This window comes from Mucilaginibacter sp. (assembly GCF_035492695.1).
Taxonomy (GTDB): domain Bacteria; phylum Bacteroidota; class Bacteroidia; order Sphingobacteriales; family Sphingobacteriaceae; genus Mucilaginibacter.
In genome coordinates, this window is the sequence record NZ_DATJJC010000007.1 from 340,587 (window position 1) to 358,648 (window position 18,062).

Sequence of the window (18,062 nt, forward strand, 5' to 3'; positions counted from 1 at the left end):
CAATTCTTTTAACTTATTTATTACGGTTTATGAATATTGTTATACTTTTCCTGGTTGTTGGTTTCGCGGTCATTTACCTGATCGCCCGTTACGATAAGCAAAACGCTGATAAAGTTGATGTGATCTTAAGGGCCAATAAAAATGTGCCGCCGCTTTTTATGCTCAGGTCGGCCGAATTAAAGGTAAATGCTATCAAAGCAGCACTGAGTAACCCGGCAATAGAGTTGGTTGATCAGCAGGGAGCGAAAGAAGTAAAAGCACAGTTTGACCAGTTAATGGATGATTACAAGAACCGCGAAATAACCCTCGCAATTTACTATACCCGGCTTGGAGCGTTACTTATTAAAATAAACGAACTAAGGGGCGTATCTGACGGAGTTGAGGTGTCCTGACCTGACATAACACGCTTTTTTTAAGTTGCCCGGCCCATACCTGCCGGGTTTTTATTTAATATTTGGTTTTATAAAGGCTTTGACTATTATTGCAGAAAAAGAGCGGTATGACCGACGACGCAATAGTAAAAAGGTTAAAGATCATTGTAAAGGACCACGGCGGTCAATTGGCATTGGCCAATGCTATTGGTGTCGACCAGGGGTTTATCAGCAAAGTGATCAATCGGAAGCAGGAAGTAAGCTATTACCTTATCCGTAAACTTTGTTTCCAGCTCAAATATTCGCCGGAATGGCTTATTGTTGGCACAGGGGAAAAGAAACTCGATAAGCCCGATTCTGCCAAACTTATCACCGAGATCCAAATGCTCCGTACGGAAGTAGATATACTGCAAGCGCGTATGCGTGTGTATGAAATAGAAATGAAGGAATTACGCGAAAGCCTCGAAGGCGAGGGGCGTAAAGCTGTTTAATGGCCTATTAAGGAATGATCTCAATTCCGCGGCAAATCATTTTTTGTATAAGTATTTACCTGTACCGATGAGTAATAAGTAATCGTTATTTCTCCGGCTTGCAGGGTATTGCCGTCCGGGTACGAAATAGTTTCGGATAAAGTCAACTTTCGCGGCTGCAGGCTGACGATAGCGTATTTGTCACTACCTGTGGTGTTCTGGATAGTTATATAATCAATATTGCCTGTCGTGCTGATGTTGTAGGCGCCCGGTGTTAAAGAGCCCTCCGCATCCGTTTCCTTAACCGACGAACTGCCGTCAAACTCGAGGCTATTTGGTGTCACTATAGCGTTAAATGCAACATTACCTGTTGCATCGTAATAAGTGACCCTTCCTGAAACTGCTGTCCAGGTACCTGTCAGGCTAACATTTACGTCATTACTATGGGTTACCGGCTGTTGACTATCCTTCAGGCAGCCGTTTAATAGGCTAACGGTCAGCAAAGCGAAGAGCGACAATTTTATTTTCATAAGTATTCAAAGTTAACAAATAATCATCATTGAAAAGTGAATAAACAGGCCGCTAAATTGTTCAATTTTGGTTCGAAAATACCGGAAGATTGAAAACAGGTCGGAAGCTACGGATAGGCGTTTAAACACGTAATAGCGAGTTTTGTCGAATTAAATTCATTTTTTATAATATTATTATGAACTATATTCTATATAAGCTTACATTTACTGTATGATAACAGAGACGGAAATTGCACTTGACAAAGTAGACCTGCACATTTTGCGTTTGATGCAGGAAAACGCCCGTATCAGCAACGCTGAATTGGCCCGCGAATTGGGCATGGCGCCGTCGGGCGTGCTGGAGCGCGTTAAAAAGCTTGAGCAAAAAGGGGTGATACAGCAATACACGGCACACATTAACCCGGATGCGCTGCGACAAAAAATGCTGGCCTTTATTTTTATGAAGGCTGCTGACGGCCCGGGATGCAACGATACGGCAAAGATGCTTGCTGAAATACCCGAAGTGCAGGAAGTTCATCACATAGCCGGTGAAGATTGCTACCTGGTTAAGGTGCGCACTTATGACTCATCGACGCTGATGAGCCTGATGCGGGGCAAATTCAGTAAGATACCCAATCTGCTAAGTACGCGTACCACTATAGTGCTGGAGACAGTTAAAGAACAACAACAATTAGTTATACCTGAAGAATAAAAAGTTATGACACTCAACAAAACCAAGCCGGCCTCAACTTTAATGGTCATCATCGCATTTGCTACGGTGTACCTGGTTTGGGGATCGACCTACTTTTTTATACGCATGGCCATACAAGGGCTGCCACCGCTGTTAATGGGGGCTATGCGATTTTTTACGGCCGGTATCATCCTGCTTGCCTGGTGCATTATAAAGGGAGAGAAAATATTCATCCGCAGCAGCCTTGTAACCTCGGCTATCGTGGGTTTGTTATTGCTCGGTGGGGGCAATGGGGTTGTAATATGGGTAGAACAAACGCTGCCAAGCGCTATGGTTGCCATATTGGTGTCAGCCGCCCCGATATGGTTTGTGCTGCTCGATAAGCAAAACTGGGGCGTCAATTTCAGGAACAGATCCACCATCATTGGTCTTATCGTTGGCTTTATCGGGGTGTTGTTGCTATTTGGCGAACAACTGGGTGGCATGTTTGGAAGTAGTAATTCCGGCATAAAGATATTTTCGATGGTGCTTCTTATTTTCGGCTCAATTTCATGGTCGGGGGGATCGATCTATTCAAAACACCATCCGAGCGAAGGATCGGCGGCAGTGAATGTAGCCTGGCAAATGATCATAGCAGGTATCGTGTTTTTACCCGGAAGCCTTTTAAATCATGAATTTTCGGGGCTCAACTTGTCGCAGGTGCCGGTACAATCCTGGCTGGCGCTGGTTTATCTTATCGTATTTGGATCGATAGCGGCATTCAGCGCTTATGTGTGGCTGCTGCAGGTCCGCCCGGCAACACAGGTGAGTACTTACGCTTATGTAAACCCGGTTATCGCTGTAGCCCTCGGGGTGTTGTTCGCCCATGAACACATCAGCCTGATGCAGATAAGCGGCCTCATGGTTATCCTGATCAGCGTGTTATTGATCAATCTAAGCAAATACCGTAAAGATAAGGGTACGAAAGACGTTGTAAAAAACCCGGAAATAAGGCGTGCAAAAGAACGTGCCGATGACCTGCGTTTAGAAGCCACAGCAAACGATTTATGTATTGCATCAAGAACAAAGTGATCAAATGGTAAAAGACTTTTAACCTTCCATTGGTACATGGAAGGTTTTTTTTAATATATCAGGCGATGAGTTCTTAATCTGCATATTGTTTATGGGCGATGTTATCGATCATACCGGATTCTAAAGGCTTAGATATAAATGACCTCACAAATGGGTACTTTTCGGCATTTTCCTTATCGCTTGGCCTGATGGATGAGGAAAGGACATGCACTTTTATATTTTTTTGAATGCCCGCCTGCATTTGCTGAAACCGTTCAAGGAAATCCCAACCGCTGAACACTGGCATGTTCAGGTCAAGGATGATCACATCTGGTAACTTTTCAGGTTTTGCGCGGTTCTCTTCGATGTAATCAAGGATGAGGGAACCATAAATGGTATAGGTTGTGGTATCGAAATAATTCTTACCTCTAAGGGCATGTTTCATCACAAAATGATCGATCGGATCATCGTCAATAATAACAAGCTTTTTCATGAGTAGGTATTTATCCATAGGTTAATAAGTTAGATTTATATCATAATAATATTAACGCTTAATTTGTTTGCGGTGTCCTGTGAAAAATATTGTAACAATTTATTAACAAGGGCGGCAACTGTGTTGATGACAGCGATAGGACGGAAGGTTACAAAAATAAAAAATCAAGTGACCCGGAGGCAAGCTGGTGCTTTATTTCGGAAGATACTTTCAAAAGGTTTTGCCTGTAGGTGTTATTATCAAAACAATCGGGGTGTTTGTAAGAAAGCTGTTCTTCCTGGTCTAGGCAACTTAACAAACTATCTTTTGATGAAGCATTTTGAGAACACTTAATATAAATATCGTTGTAAGCCAGGTCGGAGTCATGCATTACCTGGAAGCTGGCAAGCATAAACAACTCCTTGTATTTCTGCAATTTATACTTTTCCATATCGAGTTCGGCAGACAGTTTTATAAAGTATTCAGATGCCTTCATGGAGTGCCTGTTTGTGCGGGGTATGAAAGTAGTCATGGGTTTAGTGTTTTGTTCCTCAAACATAAATTATAAAAAACAATAAAAAAACCCGTGTTTTCACGGTATTTTTCAAGTGTTTTGCACGTTTTTGACTGGCCATAGTGTACTAGGTTTATTTACCTTATTAATTCTTGATAGGCGAAAAATGTCTTGCGCCAAAAATTTCATTTATGCATCTTTAATAAGATATTAGTAATGAACTTTTTAACCATATAGCCTAATGAACAGGAAACTTGGCGCCATCTTGACAATAGTAGGAGCGGCAATGCTCATTTTATCAGTTGTTACTTACAAGAAGAAGGAAAAGGTAGTTGACTTTGGCCCGCTTCAGGTGTCGGCGGATAAGCGCCAGTCGTTAGATTGGTTGCTGTATCCGGGAGGTATATTATTTATTGGTGGTATTATTCTGCTTGCTTCCTCACGAAGCAAAGACTGAACCTTCCGTTTTAAATGACCTCATTATTTCGTAACGGGAATCGCACAATTTGTCACAATTATTTGCAAACCGGTAACATTTGGGTTAATCTTGAGTCAATTTGAGACCAAATATGTATCAATGGAGGCAAAAAAAAGCAATATTTTACAAGTAGATAATTTAAACGTTTTTTACGGGACATTTCAGGCTGTAAAGGATGTTTCATTTCATGTAATGGACGGCGAAATATTCGGTTTGCTCGGCCCGAACGGCGCCGGCAAAACCAGTACCCTGAGCGCCATCGAAGGACTTATCAAACAACAGTCGGGTACGGTTTCGGTTGCCGGGTACGATACGCTGCAAAAACCACTGTATGCCCGTGCGGCTATGGGAGTGCAATTACAGTCGACCAGCTTCCAGCCCGAATTAAACGTGTCGGAAATATTGCAGCTTTACGCCAGCATATACGGAATGAAACTGACACAGGACAAATTAACGGCATTACTGAAAGAGATAAACCTGGCCGACGCCGAGGGAAAAAAATTTGGTCAGCTATCAGGCGGTCAGCAACAGCGTGTATCGCTTGCCATAACAACTATTCACGATCCTAAACTGGTATTGCTCGATGAACCAACATCCGGGCTCGACCCGCAATCGCGCCGGCAGTTATGGGCGCGTATCGAGGCTATTCGTGAAAAAGGCCACGGCGTGGTGCTTACCACCCATTCGATGGAGGAGGCCGAAGCCGTGTGCGATCGTATCAGCATTATCGACCATGGCAGGGTGATAGCTACGGGAACACCGCAATCACTGATAGACAAACACCGCAACGACCCGGAAGTAATAGCCGTATCACGACGGGGAAAGATAACACTGGAGGATGTATTCATTGCACTTACCGGCGAGGCTATCCGTTCATAAACAACAAAAAATTTATATGGAAATTAATATTCCTAAAACCTCAGAGGTGATGAAGGCCTTATTAAAGGCCGATTATACTACGCTGTGGCGCAATCGCCGGGCCACTATCATGGTGTTGATCGTTCCCATGATCATTGTATTTTCGTGGAAAAGCATGGCATCTATGCCTATGTTCGGTGGGGCATTTGTTTTGTCGAACGCAATAACATTAGGATTGGTAGCCATCGGTTTGATGGGATACACCAATTCTATTGCACGTGACCGCGAGAAAGGTGTTTTCCAGCGCTTACGTGTTTCGCCCCTGCCATTATGGACGATTATGGCAAGCAGGTTATTGGTGCAGTTAACACTCATCCTGGTGCTTACCATCGTCGTGTTTATTTCGGGCTACCAGTTCGATCATATCACGATGCCGGCGTCTGGCTATGCCATAACTTTTCTTGTTTCAATTGTTGGCGGCGCGGTCTACCTTGCTTTGGGCCAGGCTATAGTCGGGCGTATCCAAAATCCCGAAACAGTTAATTCATCCGTCCGGCTCATTTATTTTGCTTTTATTATGGTTGGCATGTTTGGGCAGTTCGATGCCTTTGGGCCCGAATTTAAAAAAGCTGTTGTATGGACGCCCTATGGCACCGTGAGAGAAATATTGGCCAATGGACTGGAACCGGCAAAATGGACAAATCATACATCAATGGCGCTCTTGGTCACCATCGGGTACACTATTATTTTCGCCACATTAGGTATCAAATGGTTTAAATGGAGCACCCGTTAGTCCGCCGGTTCAAAATTCCTCTACATGTACACTTAGCGGCTGAAATTGTGGCTGCAGGCGTTTCACTCTATCCGCCATACGCTTGATGAACAGGTAATTGGTTGTGCCGCCTATAGCGCCTCCTATAACCGGGATAAGCCGTGTGGCGGTTTTGGTTCCCATGCGGAGCAGCATTTTCTCTGAGCCACGTTCCAGGATGGTTTTTGTGATGGCTATACCTGCTTCAACCTGCAATGCAGCGGCCATGTACGATAAAAATTCATCAAACGTTATCTCGTAGGCTCCCCTCGTATAATAAATTATGCCTAATGTAACCCTTATCTGCTGGGTAACAAGGTTTACCAGGTCCAGCGGAATGCCCACTGCAACGGTAAATATACCGCCGCCGCCTGATATAGCCCCGCTAACTGCTGCCATGCGGGCACAGTGTTCTATGAATTTATCGATGCCCTGGCGGTCAACACTTTTCTTTACGCTCACCTGGTCCACGTTGGTAAAAAGTTTGCGAAACCCATCCTGTGACAAATTGTCCAGATCCAGCCTGATGGTTGATACCATTTTCCCTAAACTACCCATAATTACTTGTTTGTTTTTAAGGTTAACAACGGCAGGCAATATTTTGTTGTACACATCATAATTTAAAGCAAAAAACAGTTTCTTTTCTTTTGTTATTTATTTAAGTAATTTTAAGCATAACCAAACAAACCCTTTATGAAGTTTTATCCCATCGTACCTTTGTTTCTGTTGCTGATACTTGTTTCGTGCAGCCGCCCGTCGAAAGTGGATGAGATATCGATTGGTAAAACGGATAGCATTTATTCCAAAATACTGGGCGAAAGCCGGAAGGTATGGGTATATGTACCTGCTGGCGCCAGCGATTCTAAAAAGAAATACCCGGTGCTGTACCTGCTCGACGGGGATGCTCATTTTTCGAGCGTGGTAGGCATGATACAGCAGTTGAGCAGTGTAAACGGAAATACAGTTTGCCCGGAAATGATTGTGGTAGGCATACCAAATACCGACCGCACGCGCGACCTGACACCGACGAGATCACTTTTAGGCCCTGATGGCGATATTGAAAAAGATTTTAAAACATCCGGCGGAGGCGAAAAATTTGTGTCTTTCATTAGTAGCGAGCTGATGCCTCATATCGAATCAACCTACCCCGTGGCCCCATATAAAGTGCTGGTCGGTCATTCTTTTGGCGGATTGACGGTTATGAATATCGTTATCAATCATCCGGCCATGTTCAATTCGTACGTCGCTATTGATCCCAGCATGTGGTGGGATAAAAGGAAACTGTTAACGCAGGCTAAAGACGTGTTCAAAGAAAGGAAGTTTGACGGGAAATCGCTATTTCTTGGCATAGCCAATACAATGCCCCCTGGAATGGATACCTTACAGGTGAGGCTTGATACATCGGGCCGCACCAATCATATACGTTCGATAATAACCCTGAAGGATATCATAAAGGACAACCCGGCTAACGGCCTGGAATTTTCGTACAAGTATTATAAGGACGACGACCATGGTTCGGTGCCTTTAATTACAGAATACGATGCCTTCCATTTCCTTTTTGGTTTTTATAACATGCCGGATGAGCTGAAGTCGCAATTAAGCGATATACACGGTAAAATTGACCCGGTACCAGCGCTGACAGCGCATTACCAAAATGTGTCGCGCCGGATGGGTTACGCCATGTTGCCGCCGGAAGGTATGGTTAATGAAATGGGTTACTATTATATGCAGCAAGGGATGAAGGATAAGGCGCTCTCCATGTTTTCGCTAAATATCCATAACTACCCGGAAAGCGCCAATGCCTACGACAGTATGGGCGATTATTACAGCGCACAGAAAGATAAGGATAAAGCGATAGCAAGTTATAAAAGGTCGCTGGAGTTGAAAGACAATGCGGATACAAAAAAGAAGCTGGAAAAACTGCAGGCGGATAAATAAGTTGCCGGGCTAATTTCACCGGCGAATTTAACTAAAATACCGAAAGGTATTTTCATTATATTTGGGGTATGGGAAAAGCTGAGCGTACCAGGAGATTTATCACGGAAAAAACGGCCCCGCTGTTTAATCAAAAAGGTTATGCGGGCACTTCGCTTACCGATATGACGGATGCCACCGGCCTGACAAAGGGTTCTATTTATGGCAATTTTTCCGACAAGGACGAAGTTGCGCTTGCTGCTTTTGATTATAACATGTCGGCGCTGATAGAACAGGTGCGGATAAGGCAGGCATCGGAACGGACCGCAACCGGCAAGCTTAAAGCATTTATAGATGTTTACCGGGATGGATTGCAGTCGCCTGTGCTTTCGAATGGATGCCCGATAGTCAATGCAGGTTCTGAGGCCGACGACACCCATCCAAAATTAAAGGAACGGGTGAACGACGCGCTTGGCAGGTGGCATAAAAGCATCTCGGCCATCGTACAGCAGGGAAAAATGCAGGGCGAATTCCGGGAAAGCGCCAACTCTGCCGGGTTTGCCTCACTGATGATCGCAATGATAGAAGGCGGTTTTACCCTGTCAAAAATATCCGGCGACAGGAGTTATGCTGGTCAAAGCCTGGATCAATTGGAACGGTTGATAGAAACTAAGCTCCGCAGATAAATCAATCCTGCTTTATAAACTTACCGCTTTCATCAAACAACAGGTCCTTTCCTTTTATTTCTGCTTCAAACATCTTTTTCCCGGCGGCATCGGTCACTATACCCGCCTCGTTTATTTTGGCGCCCTTGTAATAGGCTTTCACAAAATGAGGGATATTTGCCGGCAGGCGGCTCACCGGTATTGCATCTGCTTCTTCTACAAATGCACCGTTAGGTGTAAATAACACAGAAGTATCCTCGCCTGATCTCCCTCCCCAGTTGGCTTCGTAATTGCCTTTCTCTTTTTCCCAGCTTACTTTAGCCGCTTTCGGGTATTTTTTTGCCAATGTTTCTTTCACAGGCGCCGGAACATCTTTTGATTTCAGGTCCTGGGCGTTAACTGAATAAGCACAGGTTGCCATTGCGGCGAATAGTAATGTTGTCCTTTTCATAGTTGTTTTTCCCTGGTTTATCCAAGTATCGCTAACTAATCTGTAGGAATCGGGTAAGAAATTTGGATTAAAATTGAATTTGGTAAAATAAGCTGATTATTGTGTTTGCGCACACAACGCACAGAAGGGTATTATTGTGAATAATATTTAGGTTAAATAAATGAAAAAGAGAAAGTTTGGGGCTTTCTCTCTTCTTCTCAATAATTAACTGAACTCATAATTAAACCATAAAGAACGGAGTGTGTGTTTTAGATTGATAATAATGAATCTGTTACAAATATAAAATCTATCGGGTTACCAGACTAATATTTTTTTATTATTTTTTATTATTTTTTTTCAACATATTGATAAAAAAAGCCAGTATCGGCTAATAGAATGTTAATAACTTCGTTATCCGAAGAGGCTGCTGCTTAAATAACGATCGCCCCGGTCGCAGCAGATAAACACAATGACACCCTCTTTTAACTCGGCGGCAAGCTTTATGGCAGCCACCGCCGCGCCGCCGCTGCTCATGCCGGCAAATATGCCTTCTTTTTTTGCCAGCAAGCGTGCCATTGCAGTTGCTTCATCCTGCGTAACGTCCCTCACCTCATCCACCCGCGCCGGGTCGAATATTTTTGGCAGGTAAGCCTCGGGCCAGCGCCTTATACCGGGTATTGATGACCCTTCAGTAGGCTGGCAGCCTACAATGCGAATGCCGGGATTCACTTCTTTGAAATATCTTGAACAGCCCATAATAGTGCCTGTGGTGCCCATAGCACTTACAAAATGGGTGATCTTACCATCAGTATCGCGCCATATCTCCGGGCCGGTGGTTTTAACGTGGGCCGCATAATTGTCAGGGTTCGAGAATTGGTTCAGGATAAAATATTCGCCTGTCGCGGCTTTTTCCTCGGCGTAGTCGCGGCAAGCCTCAATTCCATCCAGCAGCGTCACCTTAGCGCCGAAGGCTTCCATGGCCAATGTGCGTTCGCGGGTCGAGTTTGAGGGAAGCGCCAGTTCTATTTCCAGGTCGTATAAACACGCAATCATAGCCAGCGCTATGCCCGTGTTACCACTGGTGGCCTCTATCAGTTTTGTGCCCGCTTTAATGTCGCCGCGTTCCATGGCGCTCCGTATCATATTCAACGCCGCGCGGTCCTTTACGCTGCCGCCGGGGTTATTGCCTTCCTGTTTGGCGTATATGGTTACGTTGGGGTTGGGATTAAGTTTTTTCAGCTCCACCATGGGAGTGTTGCCTATAAGGTCGATTATGCCGGGCATGTTTTTGTTAAGTTGACTGGGTTGATCGAGTTGAATAAGTTGATGGATTTTTAACTTGATCAACTATTAAACTACTCTTTTATTTTTTCTTTTAGCAGGCTAACCTCGTGCGTATGATATACCTTGGAATAAGGCGGAACGCTTTTGGTGAGCCATACATTACCGCCAATGATGCTGCCTTCGCCTATCACCGTTCTGCCCCCTAAAATGGTTGCTCCCGCGTAGATCACTGCATGATCCTCTACCGTAGGATGGCGCTGGGCATGGGCCGGGTTCTTACTTACGCTTAATGCACCCAGCGTTACACCCTGGAATATTTTAACGTGGCGGCCAATTTTGCACGTTTCGCCTATTACCACACCTGTACCGTGGTCAATATGAAAATGATCGTTTATTTCGGCGGCAGGGTGTATGTCTATACCCGTTTTGGAATGCGCATACTCGGTAAGAATACGCGGTATCAGCGGTACATTTAATTGGTAAAGTAAATGTGCCAGCCTGTAAAATGATATGGCATAAAAGCCGGGATAGGCTCTTATCACCTCAAATTCGCTTTTGGCTGCCGGGTCGCCGGCAAACGTGGCCTGGATGTCCGTATTAAGCAGCCGGTATAGTTCGGGTATACCATTGAAGAATTTCCTGGCTATTTCCTGGTTCTCGTCGTGTTGTTTTCCCCGGGTGGCATCAAGCAGTTCACAAAGTTCGCTTTCCAGCTTTATAAATTCAGCTTCCAGCTGGTGTACGAAAGTGTAAAGCTTTTTGGATTGTTCGGGATAAAGCAAACGGATAACCTGTAGCGCCCATCCCGCTATTTCTTTATTGGATGGCACCGCACCGGTGATCTGCTGTTTGTTTAAAATGTGCTGATAAAATTCTTTATCCATATCTATCGCACTTAATTGGTTGCTTTCGGGGTAATTGCTCACAAGGTAAATAATGCGCCTGTTATCTCCGTCGCCTCAAAGTCAAAAACACCGGCTGGGGTGCAGGTCTGCGTCGCTGCAAGTTAAATGCAAATGCTTTGAGACTTTCAACGATCGAACTGACGGCTTGTTTTAACCCTGATAAACGCATGATATTAAAGGACTTGGTGTAAACTTAACAATTACTCACCGAAACGATAAAGCGCCCTATAAAGTTACAATATTATTTTAATACTACCTTACTTATCGGCTTTATGGGTAAATATCTCATTTCCCATTTTGAGCCTATTCCAATATTCAGCCTTCAAAAGGCAGCACCTGGACCGATCAAAAATATTTTCAGAACCCTGCTGACATAGGGCTGTCATTACCGGTTTGTTACTTTGGATTACAAACTTAAAAACACAACATGATGGACATCATTAAAATGCTTTTGAAAGAAATGGACCAGGAAGCGGTAACTACCCGCAAAATGCTGGCAGTAGTACCCAACGAAAAATACGACTGGCAGCCGCACCCTAAAAGTATGACGGTTAGCCGCCTTGCCGCGCACGTTGCCGAACTGCCCGGGTGGGTAAAAATGGTGCTCGAGACAAGCGAACTTGATTTTGCATCTGGTAAATATCAGCCTGTGGAAATCACGAACACTACCGACCTGCTCGCTTATTTCGAGAAAAACCTGGCCGAAGGCCGCGCAGCTTTAGAAGCCGCTACAGAGGCCGAACTTGAGAAGTTGTGGACGCTGCGAAATGGCGACCAGGTATATAGTGTAGATACAAAGGCGGAAGTGATCAGGATGTCGTTTTGCCAGATCGTGCACCACCGGGCGCAGCTGGGGGTATTCCTGCGCCTATTAAACGTGCCCATACCAGGTAGTTACGGTCCAAGTGCAGACGAAAACGTGTTTGAAACCGCCGCTGCTGTTGCCTAAAAAAAGGGTGAATACCTACATAAAAATACCGTGTTTTTCACGGTGTTTTTGTGCTTTGTAATGTTCTAACTTAGCTGTACATCTAAAAAAAATGTGCAGTATGGAAAATTGGGATTATTACATATCAGGTATCTGGAAGGAAAAAATAAGTGGCAATGAGTGCATAACAGACGTATTTCTGCACACCGCTACCAACGGATTTGGGAAAGGTGTTAAGATCAGTAAAGACGAAGTTGTGAGACTGCTGGATGAGGGTGCGAAAATAACTACCATAACGTGGAACTATCATTTAATACAGTGGCGATACGGCGCGAAGGTGGAATATGGCGAAGCGGACGGTGAAACGTGGTTGCACACCGGGCCCGACGCCTCCACCTTTGACGATCTTGAAAGCTCGATACAGATGCAGTACATTATGACTGAGATGGCTGTACCGAGTGTAAGCCACTGATCTGCCTATACAAAACATGAACATGAGGGAAGCCCTTCCGCCCGGTGGGATGATCTTGCCGGACGGGACGGGGTTTTTTAGTACTCCGCCATTTCCTCATCCACATAGCACCATAGCCAGCGTTCGCCGGGCTCGGCAGATATCACTACGGGGTGCCCTGTTTCGCGCGCATGTTTTGAGGCGTGTTTTGATGGGGAACTGTCGCAGCAGAGCGTAACGCCGCACTCCTGGCAGGTACGCAGGTGTACCCAACTGCCACCGTGCTTCATGCATTCATCGCATAAATAATATTCGGGTTGCTTTAGCTTTTTTATAGCGCTTAAGTGTTTGCAGATCTGATCGTCCATGACAATTAAAATTAAACTTCAGCCAAATATTTATGTACAAAACTTATGGCCATCGAGCCTTCGCCGACGGCAGAAGCCACACGGTTCATCGCCCCTGCGCGTACATCGCCGGCGGCGAAGATGCCGGCGCAGCTTGTTTCGAGCAGGAAGGGGTCGCGTTTTGATTTCCATATTTTCCTAAACGATTCATAGGTCTGCAGGTCGCGCCCGGTTTCTATGAATTCCTTTTCGTTTTTTATGATATCAAGGTGTATCCAATCGGTATAAGGCTTGGCGCCAATAAAGATATACAACGCGCTTGCACTGCAGGTTTTCTCTTCCTTGGTTTTGACGTTAAGCACCACCAATTGTTCCAGGTAGTTATTCCCTTTGGCTTCAATGATCTCGGTATTCGGCAGCACTTCGATATTCGGTGTCTGGCCGATCTGGTTGATGAGATAGGCCGACATGGTAGCCGTCAAATCGTCGCGGCGTATAATAATGTTCACCTTATTGGCGAATTTGGACAGGTACATTGCTGCCTGCCCGGCTGAATTGCCTCCGCCTATTACAAACACATCCTGGCCGCGGCACGCGCTGGCCTCGGTAGTTGCGGCACCATAATAAACACCAGCGCCTGTGAAATTCTCAACGCCCTTAACCTCCAGTTTGCGGTAATCGACACCGGTAGTAATTACTACCGAGCGGCTCACGATCTCGGGTCCGTCGTCCAGTACGATCATTTTATAACCGTCCTTTTGCCTGATTTCTTTGACCGAGTGCGGCGAAAGGAATTCAGCTCCCAGCCTGGTGGCTTGGCTGATGGCCCGGCGTGTCAGATCCGCGCCGCTAAGTCCGGCGGGAAAGCCCAAATAATTTTCTATGCGCGAACTGGTGCCTGCCTGTCCACCGGGTGCGCGGCGTTCAATCAAAAGTGTTTTTAATCCTTCGGACGAGCCATAAACCGCAGCTGCCAGCCCGGCCGGACCTGCGCCGATGATCACCACATCGTATATCTCGTTGGTGATCTGCGGACTTAGCCCGGTTTTTTCCGCTATCTGGCGGATAGTGGGTTTACAGGCGCAATCTCCGTTTTCAAAAATTATCATCGGCAGGTCGCCGGTGCCCAAATTGTTCACTTCCACCAGGGTCTTCGCATCCGGATTTGTTTCAATGTCAAACCAACGATAGGGGATTAGGTTACCCGCAAGATAATCCTTTATCTCATGCGATTTTGGCGAAAATTGGTAACCTACCAGTTTGATGCCTTTAAAATCAGGCGTGTAATGGCTCTGCCAGTCGTCAAGCAGGTCGGTAATAACCGGGTAAAGTTTTTCCTCGGGCGGGTTCCATGGTTTGGTAAGGTAATAATCCAGCTGCACAACATTAATGGCTTTTATAGCAGCTTCGGTGTCAGAATATGCGGTAAGCAGCACGCGCTTGGCATCAGGATATATTTTTATGGCTTTTTGCAGAAAATCAACGCCCTCCATTTCAGGCATGCGCTGATCGACCAAAAACATGGCAACAGTGTCGCCGCTGTTTTTGATATCAGTAAGCGCCTCCAAAGCCTCCCTGGCCGATGTGGTGCTGATGATCTTGTATTCGGTGTTGTATTGTGTTCTCAGGTCGCGGCTTATGGCGCGCAGCACCTGCGGGTCATCGTCTACTGAAAATATGATTGGTTTGTTCATAGGGTGTTTTCATTTTTACGGTATTGGTATTAAGACCCGGATAATCGGGTTTCGTTACCAGGTAATACAAAAATTATCCGTCGATAGGGAAGCAAACAACGAAAGCTGTCCGCCCCGGTTCTGATGTTACTTTAATGGAGCCGTTGTGCTGGTCCACTACAATTCGGTGCACCATTTCCAATCCCATGCCGGTCCCTTTACCCATTTCTTTGGTGGTAAAAAATGGTTCGAAAATATGCGAACGCACATCATCGGGAATGCCGGGGCCGTTATCAATTATACTCACCTGCACAAATTCCCGGTCCCTTTCGGTTTTTATGGTAAGCGTCGGGTTTTCGACCCCTTCCATAGCATCCAGGGCATTATCTATCAGGTTGGTCCAAACCTGGTTCATTTCACCTATTAAAGCCTTTACGGGCGGCAATGTTTTATCAAAATCTTTGATTTTGGTAATGTTTTGCTTTTTTAACCGGTAACCCAACATGGTAAGCGTGTTATGTATCCCGATGTGGATATCCGCATATTGCTTATCCTGACCGCGATCCATATGGGTAAAGGTTTTAACTGATACAACCAGTTCTGCAATTCGCTTGGACGATTCCCTGATGTCCTGCACCATCCGGTCGGTAACCAGCAAGCTATTTATCCAGTTGAAGATCGGCGAAAAGTATTCCTCGGGTATATGGCTTCTGAACAGGTCGATATCAGCTGTTTCAAAACCAAACTCCACAAAATTCTCGGCTATTTCGTCGCTGTTGGCAATGCCCATGTCATCAAAAAGATCTGCCAGTTCACCTTCCTTTGCCGTTCTTTCGCGAAGCGTAAGGTTAACTTCTCTTTTTTCAGAAATAACCCTGAACAGTTTTTTAGTAACCACATCTACGTGCTCTGGTTCCATGCGGATCGCTATCACCGACTTAAAACTTTCCGGTTCCAGTTGCAAATGTTTAAGCAGGGATTCCGAGTCGCGAACGATTGCCGACGCCGGGTTATTCAACTCGTGCGCCAAACCGGCCGACAGTTTACCCAGCGCCATCATCTTCTCGTTTTGCTGCTGAAAGGCCGTAAACTCGCGTACCCGGTTGGTCATCACATGCACCAGGGCCTGGGTAAGCTCAAACTGAGTTCTGATCATCTCCTCCATTTTCTCTTTTGGAAAAGTCATCACCTGCAGGCCGCCAACGGCTATTCCATAGCCGCTGCTTACTTTTCCACGCGAATAGGGCAGGTATCCGGTTATCACGCCGGCTTCATATTCACCCGCCTCGCGCTTAACGCCCCCCATATAAAAATACATGCGCAGTTTACCGCCTATAATAAAGTTTGTAAAATCTATGGTTTGTCCGGGTTGAAATATAAGATCGCCATCCGCCAATTCGCGGCAAGCGCTGCGGTCAATTATCCATTGCAACTGTTCGTCAGGCACTTCTTTCAGCGCCTCAAAAGTTTTCAATAAAGCAGGTGTGCATTCTAACATGGGTTAAAATTAGGCAATTTAATGGAAGAGTTAAAGACGAAAACATTGAATAAGCGCTGCTAAACAGAACAGCCAGGGGTGCAAACACTTAAGTGATTTATTAGTTATAGTGTATACCAATTATGACCCTACTGATGACAAGCATGTTCTACGCGGTGCTGGCATTTATGCGGCCGCTTTTTCTTTTGCGTTGCAGGAAAATCCTTAGCCTAAGCATTCTGATTTTTACGGTAACAGTTGCGCTCGGCCAAACACCCACCAAACTCGATACCATTGTTCCGGGTAAGGGAACGCCTAAACAACAGATAAAAGAATCTAAAGCGATAAAAAAGCAGCTTCTTACAGATTCGATCGGCGGACAACCAGCAAAGAGCCCGCTTGTAGATACAACCACGCATAATCATTACGGCGACCTGCTGAATGACGATATTAAGTATAATAAAAAATATCCTTGGTGGAAACCTGCTGTTAACGTATTTGGCGTTAACCTGTTTACCTGGACGATGGATCGTTTTGTTTTTAACGAACCTTTTTCACACATTGGGCCATCGACCTGGAATTATAATATTAACCAAGGCTGGGAGTGGGATTCGGACCGTTTCGGTATTAATTTCATTGGCCACCCTTATACCGGATCGATGTATTTCAATGCTGCGCGATCACAGGGGTACAGTTATCTGCAATCGGTGCCCTATGCTGTTGGCGGAAGTTTAATGTGGGAATACCTCGGCGAAAATACGCGGCCATCCTATAATGATATTATAAACACGCCCGTAAACGGAGCATTTTTAGGGGAGATATTTTACCGGCTTAGTTCCAACGTCCTTGATGACAGGACAAGGGGGAATGAAAGGTTTTTCAGAGAGTTGGTTGCCGGTCTTGTGAACCCCGTTCGCGGGTTGAATCGTTTACTACAAGGTAAATCTTTCAGGCATACCTTGACTGAAGTATATCAGAAAGAACCACTCAATATTACAATTTATGGGGGTATACACCAGATAAACACCGATAATAAGACCATTTTTAGCAGTGGCCCAACCAATCAGCTTTTAACAGTTCAATTTGATTATGGTAATCCGTTCGAAGAGATCAGGCGTAAACCTTTTGATATCTTCAGGTTGCGTACCGAGCTTAGTGTGGGCGCCGGTAGAAAAATACTGGATAATATTATCGGCTATGGAATATTATTCGGCAATACTGTAAAATGGGATAAGTTATCGGTACTATACGGCGCTTTTCAGTATTACGATTACTGGGATAATAAAACATTTGAATTAGGGGCCATTGGATTTGGGGGCGGTGTGATAACCAGATATAATATCAGCAAAACGCTCGACCTTTATACCAACTTCCATGTTTCAGCTATACCGTTGGCGGGCAACAGTACCAGGTATGGCCCTGGTACTTCCGAGGTACGTGATTACACTTACAATGATGGCCTGGAAGCCAAGTTTGAAACAACACTAAATTTCGGCAAATATGTCAATACCGGGGTTGCGTTTTATTACTATATCCTTCACACCGTTGTGGGGCCGGCAGGTAATAATTATATAGCTATTTTAAGGCCGCGAATCAATGTCCGGTTATACAAAAACCTGAGTGTAGGCTTTGAACATTTTGAATATTATGACGACCGCTTCTTGAAGCAAGGGCCACCGATTTATTCGGTACGTACAGAGCAGAAAATTTATCTTTCTTATTTTTTCGAGGACTCACAGCGAAAAGGACATTATTATTAATACC

22 protein-coding genes are annotated in these 18,062 nt (G+C 45.1%); 12 read left to right on the top strand and 10 right to left on the bottom strand.

Annotation, left to right across the window (positions count from 1 at the left end; genetic code table 11):
* Positions 1-29: 29 nt before the first annotated feature.
* Both VL525_RS05690 and VL525_RS05695 read left to right on the top strand, forming a co-directional pair.
* Positions 30-392, top strand: a complete 363-nt coding sequence (locus VL525_RS05690; protein WP_325384260.1) for a hypothetical protein — start codon at positions 30-32, stop codon at positions 390-392.
* A 107-nt stretch (positions 393-499) separates the two neighbouring features.
* Positions 500-862 carry a helix-turn-helix transcriptional regulator gene (locus VL525_RS05695; protein WP_325384262.1) on the top strand — a complete coding sequence of 121 codons (363 nt, stop codon included), beginning with the start codon at positions 500-502 and terminating at the stop codon, positions 860-862.
* Positions 863-882: 20 nt separating this feature from the next.
* Here VL525_RS05695 and VL525_RS05700 read toward each other — a convergent pair whose 3' ends face one another.
* Positions 883-1,371, bottom strand: coding sequence for a hypothetical protein (locus VL525_RS05700; protein ID WP_325384264.1), 489 nt, complete (start codon positions 1,369-1,371; stop codon positions 883-885).
* Positions 1,372-1,582: 211 nt separating this feature from the next.
* Between VL525_RS05700 and VL525_RS05705 the strand changes: the two genes are divergently transcribed.
* Positions 1,583-2,062, top strand: coding sequence for an Lrp/AsnC family transcriptional regulator (locus tag VL525_RS05705; protein WP_325384266.1), 480 nt, complete (start codon positions 1,583-1,585; stop codon positions 2,060-2,062).
* Between the two features lie 6 nt (positions 2,063-2,068).
* Positions 2,069-3,112 carry an EamA family transporter gene (locus VL525_RS05710; RefSeq protein ID WP_325384268.1) on the top strand — a complete coding sequence of 348 codons (1,044 nt, stop codon included), beginning with the start codon at positions 2,069-2,071 and terminating at the stop codon, positions 3,110-3,112.
* Positions 3,113-3,185: 73 nt separating this feature from the next.
* Here VL525_RS05710 and VL525_RS05715 read toward each other — a convergent pair whose 3' ends face one another.
* Both VL525_RS05715 and VL525_RS05720 read right to left on the bottom strand, forming a co-directional pair.
* Complete coding sequence (locus VL525_RS05715; protein ID WP_325384270.1) at positions 3,186-3,584, bottom strand: response regulator; 399 nt, start codon at positions 3,582-3,584, stop codon at positions 3,186-3,188.
* Between the two features lie 148 nt (positions 3,585-3,732).
* Entirely contained in the window at positions 3,733-4,095 is a 363-nt protein-coding gene (locus VL525_RS05720) for a hypothetical protein (protein ID WP_325384272.1), read from the bottom strand.
* Positions 4,096-4,318: 223 nt separating this feature from the next.
* Between VL525_RS05720 and VL525_RS05725 the strand changes: the two genes are divergently transcribed.
* The 3 genes from VL525_RS05725 to VL525_RS05735 all read left to right on the top strand — a co-directional run bounded on the left by VL525_RS05725 (position 4,319) and on the right by VL525_RS05735 (position 6,206).
* Complete coding sequence (locus tag VL525_RS05725; RefSeq protein WP_325384274.1) at positions 4,319-4,534, top strand: hypothetical protein; 216 nt, start codon at positions 4,319-4,321, stop codon at positions 4,532-4,534.
* A 120-nt stretch (positions 4,535-4,654) separates the two neighbouring features.
* A complete protein-coding gene (locus tag VL525_RS05730) occupies positions 4,655-5,434 on the top strand; it encodes an ABC transporter ATP-binding protein (RefSeq protein ID WP_325384276.1) in 780 nt (259 codons plus the stop codon).
* Positions 5,435-5,450: 16 nt separating this feature from the next.
* A complete protein-coding gene (locus tag VL525_RS05735) occupies positions 5,451-6,206 on the top strand; it encodes an ABC transporter permease (RefSeq protein ID WP_325384278.1) in 756 nt (251 codons plus the stop codon).
* A gap of 9 nt (positions 6,207-6,215) precedes the next feature.
* Here the strand turns inward: VL525_RS05735 and VL525_RS05740 are convergent, their stop codons facing one another.
* A complete protein-coding gene (locus tag VL525_RS05740) occupies positions 6,216-6,836 on the bottom strand; it encodes a hypothetical protein (protein WP_325384280.1) in 621 nt (206 codons plus the stop codon).
* Positions 6,837-6,917: 81 nt separating this feature from the next.
* Here VL525_RS05740 and VL525_RS05745 point away from each other — a divergent pair, with 81 nt between their 5' ends.
* Complete coding sequence (locus VL525_RS05745; protein ID WP_325384282.1) at positions 6,918-8,162, top strand: alpha/beta hydrolase-fold protein; 1,245 nt, start codon at positions 6,918-6,920, stop codon at positions 8,160-8,162.
* A gap of 68 nt (positions 8,163-8,230) precedes the next feature.
* The gene (locus VL525_RS05750) at positions 8,231-8,824 is read left to right on the top strand and encodes a TetR/AcrR family transcriptional regulator (RefSeq protein ID WP_325384284.1); all 594 of its coding nucleotides are present in this window, start codon (positions 8,231-8,233) and stop codon (positions 8,822-8,824) included.
* 1 nt (position 8,825) lies between these two features.
* Here VL525_RS05750 and VL525_RS05755 read toward each other — a convergent pair whose 3' ends face one another.
* From VL525_RS05755 to VL525_RS05765, 3 genes are all read right to left on the bottom strand, one after another.
* Positions 8,826-9,254 (bottom strand): PepSY-like domain-containing protein, encoded by a 429-nt coding sequence (locus tag VL525_RS05755; protein WP_325384286.1) that lies wholly within the window; start codon positions 9,252-9,254, stop codon positions 8,826-8,828.
* Between the two features lie 390 nt (positions 9,255-9,644).
* Positions 9,645-10,517, bottom strand: coding sequence for a cysteine synthase CysM (gene cysM / locus VL525_RS05760; protein WP_325384288.1), 873 nt, complete (start codon positions 10,515-10,517; stop codon positions 9,645-9,647).
* Positions 10,518-10,588: 71 nt separating this feature from the next.
* Positions 10,589-11,401, bottom strand: a complete 813-nt coding sequence (locus tag VL525_RS05765) for a serine acetyltransferase (RefSeq protein WP_325384522.1) — start codon at positions 11,399-11,401, stop codon at positions 10,589-10,591.
* Positions 11,402-11,849: 448 nt separating this feature from the next.
* Here VL525_RS05765 and VL525_RS05770 point away from each other — a divergent pair, with 448 nt between their 5' ends.
* Both VL525_RS05770 and VL525_RS05775 read left to right on the top strand, forming a co-directional pair.
* Positions 11,850-12,371, top strand: coding sequence for a DinB family protein (locus VL525_RS05770; protein ID WP_325384290.1), 522 nt, complete (start codon positions 11,850-11,852; stop codon positions 12,369-12,371).
* 100 nt (positions 12,372-12,471) lie between these two features.
* Positions 12,472-12,822: a hypothetical protein gene (locus VL525_RS05775; protein WP_325384292.1), complete on the top strand. Its 351-nt coding sequence runs from the start codon at positions 12,472-12,474 to the stop codon at positions 12,820-12,822.
* A gap of 77 nt (positions 12,823-12,899) precedes the next feature.
* Here VL525_RS05775 and VL525_RS05780 read toward each other — a convergent pair whose 3' ends face one another.
* The 3 genes from VL525_RS05780 to VL525_RS05790 all read right to left on the bottom strand — a co-directional run bounded on the left by VL525_RS05780 (position 12,900) and on the right by VL525_RS05790 (position 16,319).
* Entirely contained in the window at positions 12,900-13,169 is a 270-nt protein-coding gene (locus VL525_RS05780; protein WP_325384294.1) for a UBP-type zinc finger domain-containing protein, read from the bottom strand.
* Positions 13,170-13,180: 11 nt separating this feature from the next.
* Positions 13,181-14,842 carry an FAD-dependent oxidoreductase gene (locus VL525_RS05785; protein ID WP_325384296.1) on the bottom strand — a complete coding sequence of 554 codons (1,662 nt, stop codon included), beginning with the start codon at positions 14,840-14,842 and terminating at the stop codon, positions 13,181-13,183.
* A gap of 73 nt (positions 14,843-14,915) precedes the next feature.
* Positions 14,916-16,319: an ATP-binding protein gene (locus VL525_RS05790; protein ID WP_325384298.1), complete on the bottom strand. Its 1,404-nt coding sequence runs from the start codon at positions 16,317-16,319 to the stop codon at positions 14,916-14,918.
* A gap of 122 nt (positions 16,320-16,441) precedes the next feature.
* On the opposite strand from VL525_RS05790, the gene VL525_RS05795 reads away from it, so the two are divergent.
* Positions 16,442-18,058 (top strand): DUF3943 domain-containing protein, encoded by a 1,617-nt coding sequence (locus VL525_RS05795; RefSeq protein ID WP_325384300.1) that lies wholly within the window; start codon positions 16,442-16,444, stop codon positions 18,056-18,058.
* The last annotated feature ends 4 nt before the right edge of the window (positions 18,059-18,062 follow it).

Excerpts from the sequence above, each read along its gene's own strand:
- VL525_RS05690 (WP_325384260.1), top strand. The coding sequence starts at position 30 with ATGAATATTGTTATACTTTTCCTGGTTGTTGGTTTCGCGGTCATTTAC.
- VL525_RS05695 (WP_325384262.1), top strand. The coding sequence starts at position 500 with ATGACCGACGACGCAATAGTAAAAAGGTTAAAGATCATTGTAAAGGAC.
- VL525_RS05700 (WP_325384264.1), bottom strand. The coding sequence starts at position 1,371 with ATGAAAATAAAATTGTCGCTCTTCGCTTTGCTGACCGTTAGCCTATTA.
- VL525_RS05705 (WP_325384266.1), top strand. The coding sequence starts at position 1,583 with ATGATAACAGAGACGGAAATTGCACTTGACAAAGTAGACCTGCACATT.
- VL525_RS05710 (WP_325384268.1), top strand. The coding sequence starts at position 2,069 with ATGACACTCAACAAAACCAAGCCGGCCTCAACTTTAATGGTCATCATC.
- VL525_RS05715 (WP_325384270.1), bottom strand. The coding sequence starts at position 3,584 with ATGAAAAAGCTTGTTATTATTGACGATGATCCGATCGATCATTTTGTG.
- VL525_RS05720 (WP_325384272.1), bottom strand. The coding sequence starts at position 4,095 with ATGACTACTTTCATACCCCGCACAAACAGGCACTCCATGAAGGCATCT.
- VL525_RS05725 (WP_325384274.1), top strand. The coding sequence starts at position 4,319 with ATGAACAGGAAACTTGGCGCCATCTTGACAATAGTAGGAGCGGCAATG.
- VL525_RS05730 (WP_325384276.1), top strand. The coding sequence starts at position 4,655 with ATGGAGGCAAAAAAAAGCAATATTTTACAAGTAGATAATTTAAACGTT.
- VL525_RS05735 (WP_325384278.1), top strand. The coding sequence starts at position 5,451 with ATGGAAATTAATATTCCTAAAACCTCAGAGGTGATGAAGGCCTTATTA.
- VL525_RS05745 (WP_325384282.1), top strand. The coding sequence starts at position 6,918 with ATGAAGTTTTATCCCATCGTACCTTTGTTTCTGTTGCTGATACTTGTT.
- VL525_RS05750 (WP_325384284.1), top strand. The coding sequence starts at position 8,231 with ATGGGAAAAGCTGAGCGTACCAGGAGATTTATCACGGAAAAAACGGCC.
- VL525_RS05755 (WP_325384286.1), bottom strand. The coding sequence starts at position 9,254 with ATGAAAAGGACAACATTACTATTCGCCGCAATGGCAACCTGTGCTTAT.
- cysM (WP_325384288.1), bottom strand. The coding sequence starts at position 10,517 with ATGCCCGGCATAATCGACCTTATAGGCAACACTCCCATGGTGGAGCTG.
- VL525_RS05765 (WP_325384522.1), bottom strand. The coding sequence starts at position 11,401 with ATGGATAAAGAATTTTATCAGCACATTTTAAACAAACAGCAGATCACC.
- VL525_RS05770 (WP_325384290.1), top strand. The coding sequence starts at position 11,850 with ATGATGGACATCATTAAAATGCTTTTGAAAGAAATGGACCAGGAAGCG.
- VL525_RS05775 (WP_325384292.1), top strand. The coding sequence starts at position 12,472 with ATGGAAAATTGGGATTATTACATATCAGGTATCTGGAAGGAAAAAATA.
- VL525_RS05780 (WP_325384294.1), bottom strand. The coding sequence starts at position 13,169 with ATGGACGATCAGATCTGCAAACACTTAAGCGCTATAAAAAAGCTAAAG.
- VL525_RS05785 (WP_325384296.1), bottom strand. The coding sequence starts at position 14,842 with ATGAACAAACCAATCATATTTTCAGTAGACGATGACCCGCAGGTGCTG.
- VL525_RS05790 (WP_325384298.1), bottom strand. The coding sequence starts at position 16,319 with ATGTTAGAATGCACACCTGCTTTATTGAAAACTTTTGAGGCGCTGAAA.
- VL525_RS05795 (WP_325384300.1), top strand. The coding sequence starts at position 16,442 with ATGACCCTACTGATGACAAGCATGTTCTACGCGGTGCTGGCATTTATG.